The organism is Candidatus Methylomirabilota bacterium (genome assembly GCA_035260325.1).
Lineage (GTDB): Bacteria > Methylomirabilota > Methylomirabilia > Rokubacteriales > CSP1-6 > AR19.
The window spans coordinates 21,061-31,894 of the sequence record DATFVL010000058.1 but is presented as its reverse complement, the minus strand read 5'-3'; the positions used below and the strand labels follow the sequence as shown (position 1 = coordinate 31,894).

The 10,834-nt window shown below is 71.8% G+C and carries 11 protein-coding genes and 1 pseudogene; 11 read left to right on the top strand and 1 reads right to left on the bottom strand.

The window, feature by feature from the left end:
* The 10 genes and pseudogenes from VKG64_04150 to VKG64_04105 all read left to right on the top strand — a co-directional run.
* Positions 1-270: hypothetical protein (locus tag VKG64_04150; protein HKB24225.1), on the top strand; the 270-nt coding region annotated here is incomplete at its 5' end.
* Positions 271-283: 13 nt separating this feature from the next.
* Positions 284-739 (top strand): hypothetical protein, encoded by a 456-nt coding sequence (locus VKG64_04145; GenBank protein ID HKB24224.1) that lies wholly within the window; start codon positions 284-286, stop codon positions 737-739.
* A gap of 105 nt (positions 740-844) precedes the next feature.
* Positions 845-1,009 (top strand): hypothetical protein, encoded by a 165-nt coding sequence (locus VKG64_04140; GenBank protein HKB24223.1) that lies wholly within the window; start codon positions 845-847, stop codon positions 1,007-1,009.
* On the top strand, positions 985-1,812 hold the full coding sequence (locus VKG64_04135) for a hypothetical protein (GenBank protein HKB24222.1): 828 nt from the start codon (positions 985-987) through the stop codon (positions 1,810-1,812). The genes VKG64_04140 and VKG64_04135 overlap by 25 nt, the downstream gene beginning before the upstream one ends.
* Positions 1,796-2,845 carry a radical SAM protein gene (locus tag VKG64_04130; protein ID HKB24221.1) on the top strand — a complete coding sequence of 350 codons (1,050 nt, stop codon included), beginning with the start codon at positions 1,796-1,798 and terminating at the stop codon, positions 2,843-2,845. The genes VKG64_04135 and VKG64_04130 overlap by 17 nt, the downstream gene beginning before the upstream one ends.
* A gap of 82 nt (positions 2,846-2,927) precedes the next feature.
* A pseudogene (locus VKG64_04125) lies at positions 2,928-3,980 on the top strand (nucleotidyltransferase family protein).
* A gap of 19 nt (positions 3,981-3,999) precedes the next feature.
* On the top strand, positions 4,000-4,500 hold the full coding sequence (locus VKG64_04120; protein ID HKB24220.1) for an NYN domain-containing protein: 501 nt from the start codon (positions 4,000-4,002) through the stop codon (positions 4,498-4,500).
* A gap of 38 nt (positions 4,501-4,538) precedes the next feature.
* Positions 4,539-4,799, top strand: coding sequence for a hypothetical protein (locus VKG64_04115; protein ID HKB24219.1), 261 nt, complete (start codon positions 4,539-4,541; stop codon positions 4,797-4,799).
* A gap of 6 nt (positions 4,800-4,805) precedes the next feature.
* Complete coding sequence (locus VKG64_04110; GenBank protein HKB24218.1) at positions 4,806-5,207, top strand: nucleoside 2-deoxyribosyltransferase; 402 nt, start codon at positions 4,806-4,808, stop codon at positions 5,205-5,207.
* Between the two features lie 72 nt (positions 5,208-5,279).
* A complete protein-coding gene (locus tag VKG64_04105; GenBank protein HKB24217.1) occupies positions 5,280-5,768 on the top strand; it encodes a thermonuclease family protein in 489 nt (162 codons plus the stop codon).
* A gap of 31 nt (positions 5,769-5,799) precedes the next feature.
* Here the strand turns inward: VKG64_04105 and fumC are convergent, their stop codons facing one another.
* Positions 5,800-7,200, bottom strand: coding sequence for a class II fumarate hydratase (gene fumC, locus VKG64_04100; GenBank protein HKB24216.1), 1,401 nt, complete (start codon positions 7,198-7,200; stop codon positions 5,800-5,802).
* Between the two features lie 163 nt (positions 7,201-7,363).
* Between fumC and VKG64_04095 the strand changes: the two genes are divergently transcribed.
* Entirely contained in the window at positions 7,364-10,828 is a 3,465-nt protein-coding gene (locus tag VKG64_04095) for an indolepyruvate ferredoxin oxidoreductase family protein (GenBank protein ID HKB24215.1), read from the top strand.
* The last annotated feature ends 6 nt before the right edge of the window (positions 10,829-10,834 follow it).

Below are 10,834 nucleotides of genomic sequence, written 5' to 3'. Positions count from 1 at the left end.
AACCCGTGCTCGGGGTGGTTCGCCGCCGCGGTGACCATCAGCGGCGCCCAGGCGGCGATCCCCCTCGACAAGCTCTACGTGACGTCGTGGGACGGCACGACGGGGCGGATCCAGCAGCTCGACTTCGCCACCGGGAACGCGGGGACGGCGTTCACCCTGGGCGATGGGACGCGGCAGCCGGGTAACGCGAGTACCGACCTCGGCACGGAGATCTTCGTCGGGACGACGGAGGGCAAGATCTTCAAGATCTCCCTTCCGATCCCGCCATAAGGGAGCGCACGCCATGAGACGCGTCGTGAGGATCGCTGCGCTGCTCTCGCTGGTCGGGGGGCTTGCGCTGACCGGCCCCGCCGGGGCCGTCGCCGAGACGAAGACGAAGGGGCACTCCGTCGAGCCGGCGGACATCTCCTTCATCGGCATCAACGGCCACGGGCACGCGCGTGGGGGATATCACTTCTCGCCCGAGCACCTCAACACCCTCGTGGTGGTCGTCTCCTGGCAGACGCTCGTCGGCGCGCACACGCAGCGCCTGGAGCTGCTCACGCCGGACGGGTCCGTCTATCAGGGGTTCACGACCGAGGTCGGGAGCGTCGACGGTCGCGCGCGGGTGGAGACGCCGGTGCGCGTGGCCGGGACCTGGATCACCGAGTATCAGCTCTTCGGTCACTGGACGGTCAACGTCTACCTGGACGGCCAGCCCACGCCCGTCGCGAGCGGCCACTTCACGCTCGCTCACTGACGCGCCGACGCGGCCCCATTGCCGCGTCCCCCTCATTCTGCTATCGTCGGCGTGGGCGTTCGTCTTCTCGCCGGCGAGACCTCGCGGACTGGAGGGGACAGGCTGATGGAGACTCAGGAGACGCGGAGACCCGAGGTGCCGGGTGAGGGCGCGCGGCGGCCGTACGAGCGCCCGGCGGTCGCCTGGGAGGAAGACTTCACGCCCTACGCCTTCTCCTCCTGCGGCAAGCACAGTGGGACCTCTGCATGCACGCTTCACAAGAGCTCGTAGGCGCCTTCGACATCGCGGGCATCCCGTGCCGGGTCGAGTGTCGACACGAGGGCTTCCGGTCGCTCCTCTCGCCCCGCTATCGTGACTTTGCCACCGGCGCGGCGCCCGAGCTTTCGTTGAGCGTCGAGGTCGTCGAGCCGCCGCCCGACGACGTCGCCGCCCGGTGGTCCGGCCCGTTCGCTCGCTTCGGCGCGTCCGACGAGACGCTCTCCATCGAGGGCGCGGGGTTCCGCGGCGCCTTCGACGAGCGCTCGGGCCGGGGATGGATCGTCCAGCCGCTCGATCCCTCGCCGCTCGAGACCTTCCTGACCGCGATCTACGCCGGGCGACTGCTGCGGGCCGGCGGCTTCTTTCTGCACGCGGCGGCGATCGTGGGCCCGCGCGGCGCCTGCGTCTTCTTCGGCCCGTCGGGGAGCGGCAAGACGACGGTGGCCGACCTGGTCGGCGAGAACGTCATCACCGACGAGACCACCGCCATCCGGCGCGCCGGCGAGCGTTACGTGGTCTCGGCCGTCCCGTGGCGCGGCCGGTCGCTCACCGCTCCGCTCGCCGGGCTCTTCAGGCTGCGCCGCGGGCCGCGGACCTCCTTCACGCCCCTGTCGCCGGCGGCGGCGGTGAGGGAGCTCCTGCCGAGCGTCCTCTTCTCACGCGCTGATCCGACGGAGCTCGATCGGTTCCTCGAGGTCGCCGGGGAGCTCGCGCGATGCGTGCCGTGCTACACGATGTACTTCACGCCCGACCGCTCGTTCTGGGACGCGATCGGGAGCCTCGAGCAGGGGGAGCGACATGGCCTCCCACTATGACCGGCTGACCCGGGTGGCGTCGCGCGCCCACATCCCCCTCGGCGTCCTCTTCGAGGTCACCCACCGCTGCAACCTCGGCTGCACCCACTGCTACCTGACCGAAGGGCCCGTCGGCCGGCCCAAACCGACGCGCGAGGAGCTGACGCTCGACGAGATCCGCTCGGTGCTCGACCAGCTCGCCGAGGCCGGCACGCTCTTCCTGACGCTGAGCGGCGGCGAGGTCTTCATGCGGCGGGACTTCCTCGAGATCCTCGCCCACGCCCGCTCGCTCGGGTTCTCGGTCACCGTCTTCACGACGGGGACGCTGCTGACTCCGGAGACCGCGGCGGAGCTCGCGGATCTGCACCCGCTCTCCGTGGAAGTTAGCATCTACAGCGCGCGCGCGGAGATCCACGACCGGGTCACGCGGATCCCCGGCTCGCACGCGCGGTCGCTCAGGGCGCTGCGCCTCCTGCGGGAGCGCGACGTCATCGTCCTCATCAAGAGCCCGGTGATGAGCCTGAACTCGGGCGAATACCACGGCATCGTCGAGCTGGCCGAGGACCTCGGGGCGGGCTACGCGTTCGATCCGCTCCTCGTTCCCGCGCGGGACGGAGACCAGGCGCCCGTGCGGTTGGGCCTCGACAAGGAGCGGATGCGCGCGTTCCTCGCCGACCCGGTCCTCTCGCGCCAGCTGCACGAGCCCGTGATGTGTCTGCCGCAGAAGGGCGAGGAGATCTGCGCGACCGGACGGCGCACGTGCTTGATCTCTCCGTACGGCGACCTCTTCCCGTGCTCCGTGCATCCGGTCCCGGCCGGCAACCTCCGGGAGAAGAGCTTCCACGAGATCTGGACGGGCTCGCCGCTCTTGCGGGAGCTCCGCACGCAGACCGTGGCCGACCTGCGCGGGGGCGCCAGGGCGGTGCCCGGCTTCCGGTGCAGCGCGCTCGCCCTCATCGAGGACGGGGATTTCCTCGGTCCCTTCCGGAGAGGCGAGGCGCTGGCCGACATGATGGACGAGGTCCGGGGCGAGGTGCGGAACGGCGAGCGCTGAGCAGGCCCTCCTCGGCGCCGCGCGCGCCTTCCTCGACGCCGAGACCGCCGCCGCGGGGGCGCCCGCCGCGCTCGACTGGCCGCGCCTCCTCGAGCGCGCGGAGCACGAGCGCGTCGCACCGCTCCTCTACGCGCTCACCCGCACGCGTCCCCTCCCCGCGCAGGTCGCCGAGCGGCTCCGGGCCGCGTGGGTCGCCTTCGGCCGCCAGCACCTGCTCGGCGTCGAGGCTCTCCGCGGGCTGCTCGACGCCTTCGAGGGCGCGTCCCTCCCGGTGATTCCGCTCAAGGGCCCCGCGCTCGGCGAAGCCCTCTACGCCGAGCCCGGGCTCCGCCCGTTCACCGACCTCGATCTGCTCGTGCGCCGCGCCGACGTTCCGCGCGCCGTCGCGCTCCTCGCCGGGCTCGGCTACCGGGCGCTCGAGTACGAGCGGACGCTCGCGTACGAGCTGGCCTACGCGACCGCTGCCTGCTTCGTGCCCGCCGAGCCCCGGCCGGGGCGCTTCCCGATCGATCTGCACTGGAACCTCGTGAGCTTCGTCGCGGGACACACCCCGCCGACCCTCGATGCCGAGGAGGTGTGGACGCGCGCGGTCGTCGACGAGCGCTGGGGGCGGCGAGTGACGGCCCTCGGCCGCGAGGATCTCCTCCTCTACCTGGCGCTCCACCTCGCGGTCCACCATCCGCTCGAAGGGCTCGCGTGGCCGCTCGATCTCGCCTTGCTCGTCCGCCGGCAGGGCGACCGCCTCGACTGGGGGGCGGTGATCGAGCGCGCGGGCCGCTGGCGCATGCGGGGTGCGGTCTACTTCGCGCTGCGGCGAGTCGAGGACCGCTTCGCCGCGGGCGTGCCGGGCGCGGTGCTCACGCGGCTCAGGCCGCGCGGCGCGCGCGGCGCGTGGCTCGACCGGCTCGCCTGCCGCGACGAGTCGAGCGCCTGGCTCGAGCACCTGATCGCGGTCCTCGTGATGGACCGTCCCTCGGATCTCGGCCGCGCGCTCGCCCGGGGCGCGCTGCCAGGGCCCGCGTGGGTTCGGCTCCGGTACCCGAGCGCGTCGACGGCGGGGAGCTACGCGAGCCACTACCGGCGGCTGGCGGCCGTTGGCGTCCGGACGGCGCGGGCGCTGCTCGGACGACGCTGAGCGGGAGGGGCCGCCGCCGATGCGCTGGCTCATCGACGGGTACAACGTGATCCGCAACGACGCCGACCTCCGCGGGCGCGAGGAGGAGAGCCTCGAGGCCGGCCGGAGGGCGCTCCTCCACCTGCTCGCCCAGAGCGCCCGGACCTCGGGCGACGACTTCGTCGTCGTTTTCGACGGCGCGCGCGTCACGGGTCCGGGCCCGTCGGCGGGACGCGTCCAGGTGCTCTTCTCGCGGCCCCCGCGGACGGCGGACGACGAGCTGATGCGGCTCGCGCGGCAGCAGGGCGCGGGCGCCGTCGTCGTCACCTCCGACCGCAAGGTCCGGGACGCCGCGCGCCGAGCCGGCGCCGCCGTCGTCACCTCCGAGCAGTTCCTGCGACGGGCGTCCGAAGGTCCGGAGGACCCCGCCACGAAGATCGAGGAGGATGAGCTTCCCCGCGACAAGCGCGGGAACCCTCACAGGCTCTCCAAGGAGGCGCGAGCGGCCCGGCGCGCGCTCCGCCGGCTCCGTCCTTCTTGACTCACCCCGCCGACCTGTGAAATAACTCGCCCAGCGGCATGGCGGACGGACGGCACTTCTTCATCGTCGCGCGCGATCAGACCGATCTCTGCGAGTATCTCCGGCGCGAGTTCTCCCTGGAGGAAGGCGTTCAGGTCTTCCTCGACCGCCGGGAGGGCGAGCGCCGGTGCGGCCGGGAACGGCGGGTCGCCCCGCGCCACCGGGACACCCAGGACCGCCGCGGCAGCGAGCGCCGCGCCCGCCCGTTCGTGGACAACCAGCTCCGCGCGCTCGGCTACGCCATGCTGCGCGTCGGGTAGCTCCGGCTGAACGTCTACCTCGCCGCCCCTCTCTTCACCAACGCCGAGCGTCGTTTCAATCTGGAGATCTGCCACGCGCTGGAGGCGGCGGGCCACCCCGTCTATCTGCCTCAGCGCGACACCGCCGAGGCGACCGGCCCCGGGCGCACGCGCCGGCTCTTCGCTGCGAACCTGGCGGGTCTGGCCGGTGCCGAGGCGGTGGTCGCCGTCCTGGACGGCGCTCAGGTGGACGACGGCACCGCGTGGGAGCTCGGGTGGGCGCACGCCAGGGGTATTCCGATCTTCGGTCTCAGGACGGATCGGCGGACGGCCCAGCAGCCGGACGAGCCCGTGAACCTCATGATCTTCGAGAGCCTCCGCCGGCTCGTGACGTCGTCGGCCGACCTCCTCGCCTCGCTCGGCGTCTGATTTCGGAGCCGTCCCCGGCGCGAGACGTCTCGAAAGGTTGACAGTCGGAGACCGCGATGAGACCGTCGGCGCGTGACGCTCGTCCGCGGGCTCCTGCTGGCGCTCCTGCCCCTGCTGCTGACCGGCCCGGCGTCGTCAGCGCCCGGGAGCCTCGAGGCCACGGTCACCCGGGTCGTGGACGGTGACACCATCGTCGTGCGGGTCGACGGCAGGCTCGAGAAGGTCCGCTACATCGGCGTGAACACGCCCGAAGTCCACCACCCGACCAAGGGCGAGGAGCCCGGCGGCCGCGAAGCGAGCGAGGTGAACCGCCGGCTCGTCCAGGGCAAGCAGGTGAGGCTCGAGCTCGACGTTCGGGAGCGTGACCGCTACGGCCGGCTCCTGGCCTACGTCTGGGTGGGTGACATCATGATCAACGCCGAGCTGGTGAGGCTCGGCTACGCGCAGGTGATGACGATCCCGCCGAACGTCCGCTACCAGCATCTCTTCTTGAAGCTTCAGCGGGAGGCGCGCGAGGGGGGCCGCGGCCTCTGGGCGGCGGTGCCGGTCGGGACGCGCTGACACCTCTCGCCCCGAGGAATCGCCGCCCCGCCTAACGCGAGCGCGGCCGCGCCATCTCCGCCGGCTTCACCCACGCGTCGTACTGCTCGGGCGTGACGTGGCCGAGCGCCAGCGCGGCCTCGCGGAGCGTGAGCCCCTCGTGGTCGGCCTTGTGGGCGATGGCCGCGGCCTTGTCGTAGCCGATGTGCGGGCTGAGCGCGGTGACGAGCATCAGCGAGCGCTCGACCAGCTCCGCGATCCGCTCGCGGTTCGCCTCGATCCCCTCGACGCAGAACTCCCTGAAGCTCCGGCACGCGTCGGTCAGGAGGCGCACCGAGTGCAGGAAGTCGAAGATGATGAGCGGCTTGTAGACGTTCAGCTCGAAGTTGCCCTGCGCGCCCGCGAACGCGATCGCCGTGTCGTGGCCGAGCACCTGGGTCGCGACCATCGCCAGCGCCTCGCACTGGGTCGGGTTCACCTTGCCCGGCATGATGGACGAGCCGGGCTCGTTCTCCGGGAGCCGGAGCTCGCCCAGGCCGCTCCGCGGCCCCGACGCGAGCCAGCGGATGTCGTTCGCGATCTTCAGGAGCGAGCCCGCGAGCGTGCGGAGCGCGCCGCTCGCCATCACGAGCTCGTCGTGGGCCGCGAGCGCCGCGAACTTGTTCGGCGCCGTCGTGAACCCGAGGCCGGTGAGGTCGGCCAGCTTCGCCGCGACGGCCTCGCCGAAGCCCGGCGGAGCGTTGAGCCCCGTGCCGACCGCGGTGCCGCCGATCGCGAGGGCCAGGAGGCCCGGGAGCGTCGTCTCGATGCGCCCGAGCCCCGCGTCGAGCTGCGCCACGTACCCGGAGAACTCCTGGCCGAGGGTCAGGGGCACCGCGTCCTGCAGGTGCGTCCGCCCGATCTTCACGATGTCGGCGAACTCGCGTGATTTGGCCGCGAGCGCGTCCCGGAGCGCGCCGACGCTCGGCAGGAGCCGCCGCACCACGGCGGTCGCCGCGGCCAGGTGCATGGCGGTCGGGAAGGTGTCGTTCGAGGACTGGGACATGTTGACGTGGTCGTTCGGGTGGAGCGGGTCCTTGCTCCCGAGCCGGCCGCCCGCGAGCTCGATCGCGCGGTTGGCGATCACCTCGTTGGCGTTCATGTTCGACTGCGTCCCCGAGCCGGTCTGCCAGACCACGAGGGGGAAGTGGTCGTCGAGCGTGCCCTCGATCACCTCGTCGGCGGCGCGGACGATGAGCTCCGCGTGGCGCCGGTCCAGGCGCCCGAGCTCCGCGTTGACGAGCGCGCACGCCTTCTTCAGGAGGCCGAAGGCGCGCACGACCTCGACGGGCATCCGGTCCTCGCCGATCGCGAAGTGGTGGCGCGAGCGCTCCGTCTGGGCGCCCCAGTAGCGGTCCGCGGGGACCTCGATCGTCCCCAGGCTGTCGGACTCGGTGCGCGTCTTCCCCGTCATGGCGTCGGTCCTCCTCGGCCGGCTCGGCGGGGTCAAGGCACCGCCGGGCCGCGCGGGGGATTTGCGCCCATCCGGGCGCCCCCGTATCATACGGGCTGTGCGCGTCGTCGTCAGCGGCGCGTGCGCCGGAACACGAACGCGTCTCCACCCGACGAGGGGGATCATGGCGATCAAGCGCGACTTCACCCTGGACGCCAAGTACCGCCAGGAAGAGGGTGTCATCTTCCTCTCCGGCATCCAAGCCCTCGTCAGGCTACCCCTCGACCAGCACCGCGCCGACCGGCGGCGCGGCCTCAACACCGCGACGCTGATCTCGGGCTACCGCGGCTCGCCCCTCGGCGGCCTCGACCTGACGCTCGAGCGCAACCCCGACCTCCTCCGCGAGCACAACGTCGTGTTCATCTCGGGCCTCAACGAGGATCTCGGCGCCACCGCGATCTACGGGAGCCAGCTCGCCAACCTCTTCCCGCGGCCGAAGTACGACGGCGTGCTCGGCATGTGGTACGGCAAGGGCCCGGGCGTGGACCGCTCGGGCGACATCTTCAAGCACGCCAACTTCGCGGGCGTGTCGCGCTACGGCGGGGTGCTGGCGCTCGGCGGCGACGACCCGCTCTCGAAGTCGTCCACGATCCCGTCGCACTCGGAGGTGGCGTTCTACGACGCCCTCTTCCCCGTGATCTTCCCCGGCACGATCCAGGAGATCCTCGACCTCGGCCGGCTCGGCTTCGAGCTCTCGCGCTACTCCGGCCTCTGGGTGGGCGTGAAAATCGTGACCAACGTCGCCGACGAGATCGGCACGGCCGAGGTGGCTCCCGATCGTGTCGTCAGCGTGGATCCGGGGTTCATGTACGATGGGCGTTCCTGGCAGCAGCGCCAGAACCCCCTGCTCATGCCGCCGTGGGGGCTCGACACGGAGCGCGAGATCCACTATGGCCGGCTCGAGGCGGCGAAGGCCTTCGCGGCGGCGAACCGGCTGAACCGGATCACGCTCGACACGCCGGACGCCTGGCTCGGCATCGCGGCCGCGGGCAAGACCTACTACGACCTCCGCGAGGCGCTCCGCGAGCTCGGCCTCGACGACGCGGCGCTCCGGCGCCACGGCGTGCGCCTCATGAAGATCGGGATGCTCTTCCCGATGGAGCCGGGCATCGTCCGCGAACTCGCGCGCGGCCTCGAGGAGCTGCTGGTGATCGAGGAGAAGCGCGCGTTCTGCGAGCTCTTCATCCGCGACATCCTCTACAACCAGGCCGAGCGCCCGCGCGTCACCGGCAAGTACGACCTCGACGGGCGGCCGCTCGTCCCCGCCGACGCGGAGCTCGACGCCGACCGCGTCGCGCAGATCGTCGCGGCGCGGCTCGAGCGCCGGGTCCATCTCGACTCGATCACGGCGCGCGTCGCGCTGCTCGAGGCGCTCCGCCAGCGTCCCGCGCCGCTCACGCTGGCGCGCCAGCCCTACTTCTGCTCCGGGTGCCCGCATAACCGCTCGACGGTCCTGCCGGAGGGCTCGATCGCCAGCGCCGGCATCGGCTGCCACGGCATGGCGCTCCTCATGGACCGGCGGACGATGGGACTCACCCACATGGGCGGGGAAGGCGTCCAGTGGGTCGGCATGGCCCCGTTCACCGAGACCCCCCACATCTTCCAGAACCTCGGCGACGGGACCTACTTCCACTCGGGCTCGCTCGCGGTCCGCCAGGCGGTCGCCGCCAACGTCAACATCACCTACAAGATCCTCTACAACTCCGCCGTCGCGATGACGGGCGGCCAGGACGCGGCCGGCGCCATCCCCGTGCCCGACCTGACGCGCTCGCTGCAGGCCGAGGGGGTCAAGCGGATCATCGTGATGACCGACGAGCCCGACAAGTACGGGCGGGACGCCCAGTGGGCGCCCGGCGTCGAGGTCTGGCACCGGGACCGACTCGACGAGGTCCAGATCCTCCTGCGCGAGATCCCCGGCGTCACCGCGCTCGTCTACGACCAGCGGTGCGCCGCCGAGAAGCGCAGGCTGCGCAAGCGCGGCAAGCTCCCGGACCCCGCGATGCGCGTGTTCATCAACGAAGCGGTCTGTGAAGGCTGCGGCGACTGCGGGGTAAAAAGCAACTGCTTGTCCGTCCACCCAGTTGAAACCGAATTTGGGCGGAAGACGCAGATCCATCAATCGTCTTGCAACAAGGATTACTCATGCCTCGATGGCGACTGCCCGTCCTTCCTCACGGTGATCCCGCTCGGGGAGCCCCGGAAGAAGGAGCGGAAGATCTTCACGGTGGAGCGCGCGCTGCCCGAGCCCGCGCTGCGCGTCCCCCGCGACGCCAACATCTTCATGATGGGCATCGGCGGCACGGGCGTGGTGACCGTCAACCAGATCCTCGGCACCGCCGCGCTCCTCGACGGCAAGCACATCCGCGGCCTCGATCAGACCGGGCTCAGCCAGAAGGGCGGTCCGGTGGTCTCGCATCTCAAGATCTTCGAGCGCGCGCCCGAGGTCGCGAACAAGGTCGCGGCGGGCGAGGCGGACTGCTACCTCGGCTTCGACATCCTCGTGGCGACGTCCCCGCAGAACCTCGACCACGCGCGGCCCGAGAAGACGATCGCCGTGGTCTCGACGAGCCAGGTGCCCACCGGCGCCATGGTGACTCACACCGACGTCGAGTTCCCGGAGGCGAACGGGCTCGTCACCTCGCTGAACCGCTTCACCCGCAAGGACGAGAACGTCTTCCTCGACGCGCTCGGCCTCGCCGAGACGCTCTTCGACGACCACATGGCGGCCAACATGATCGTGCTGGGCGCCGCCTACCAGGCCGGCGCCATCCCGGTCGCCGCGGCGGCGATCGAGGAGGCGATCGTGCTGAACGGCGTCTCCGTGCCGATGAACACGCAGGCGTTCAGGGTCGGCCGGCTGCTCGTCGCCGACCCCGCGTGGGTCGCGACGCTCAAGCGCCAGCGGGTGGGGGCGGTCCGGGTCGCTCCCGAGCTCACCGCGGAGGCGCGCGGGCTCGTGGACGCGGCCGGCGCCTCGGGCGAGCTCCGACGGCTCCTCGAGATCCGCGTGCCCGAGCTCGTCGCCTACCAGGACGCGGCCTACGCGCGGCAGTACGTGGAGTTCGTCCGGCGCGTACGCGAGGCCGAGCGGGCCGCGATCGGCGGCGAGACGCGGCTCGGCGAGGGCGTCGCGCGCCACCTCTTCAAGCTCATGGCCTACAAGGACGAGTACGAGGTGGCGCGCCTGCATCTCCAGAACGACGTCGCCAAGGCCCTGGCGGCCGAGTTCCCCGGGGGCGTCCGGCTCCAGTACAACCTCCACCCGCCGCTCCTCCGCGCGCTGGGCATGAAGCGCAAGCTCAAGCTCGGCCGGTGGTTCGACGGGGCCTTCCGGCTCCTCCTCGCCCTGCGCGGCCTGCGCGGCACGGCGCTCGACCCCTTCGGCCGCGCCGAGGTGCGCCGCGTCGAGCGGCAGCTCGTCGGCGAGTACCGTGCCCTCGTCGAGAAGGCGCTCGTCAGCCTCTCTCCCGAGAGCTACGAGCGCGCGGTGAAGCTCGCCAACCTGCCCGACGTGATCCGCGGCTACGAGGAGATCAAGCTGCGGAACGTCCGGCGTTTCCGGGACGAGGTTCGGGCTCTCGGATTCTGACGTGGC

What these genes read in the sequence shown, in the direction of transcription:
- VKG64_04145 (HKB24224.1), top strand. Translation starts at nt 284, where the DNA reads ATGAGACGCGTCGTGAGGATCGCTGCGCTGCTCTCGCTGGTCGGGGGG.
- VKG64_04140 (HKB24223.1), top strand. Translation starts at nt 845, where the DNA reads ATGGAGACTCAGGAGACGCGGAGACCCGAGGTGCCGGGTGAGGGCGCG.
- VKG64_04135 (HKB24222.1), top strand. Translation starts at nt 985, where the DNA reads ATGCACGCTTCACAAGAGCTCGTAGGCGCCTTCGACATCGCGGGCATC.
- VKG64_04130 (HKB24221.1), top strand. Translation starts at nt 1,796, where the DNA reads ATGGCCTCCCACTATGACCGGCTGACCCGGGTGGCGTCGCGCGCCCAC.
- VKG64_04120 (HKB24220.1), top strand. Translation starts at nt 4,000, where the DNA reads ATGCGCTGGCTCATCGACGGGTACAACGTGATCCGCAACGACGCCGAC.
- VKG64_04115 (HKB24219.1), top strand. Translation starts at nt 4,539, where the DNA reads ATGGCGGACGGACGGCACTTCTTCATCGTCGCGCGCGATCAGACCGAT.
- fumC (HKB24216.1), bottom strand. Translation starts at nt 7,200, where the DNA reads ATGACGGGGAAGACGCGCACCGAGTCCGACAGCCTGGGGACGATCGAG.
- VKG64_04095 (HKB24215.1), top strand. Translation starts at nt 7,364, where the DNA reads ATGGCGATCAAGCGCGACTTCACCCTGGACGCCAAGTACCGCCAGGAA.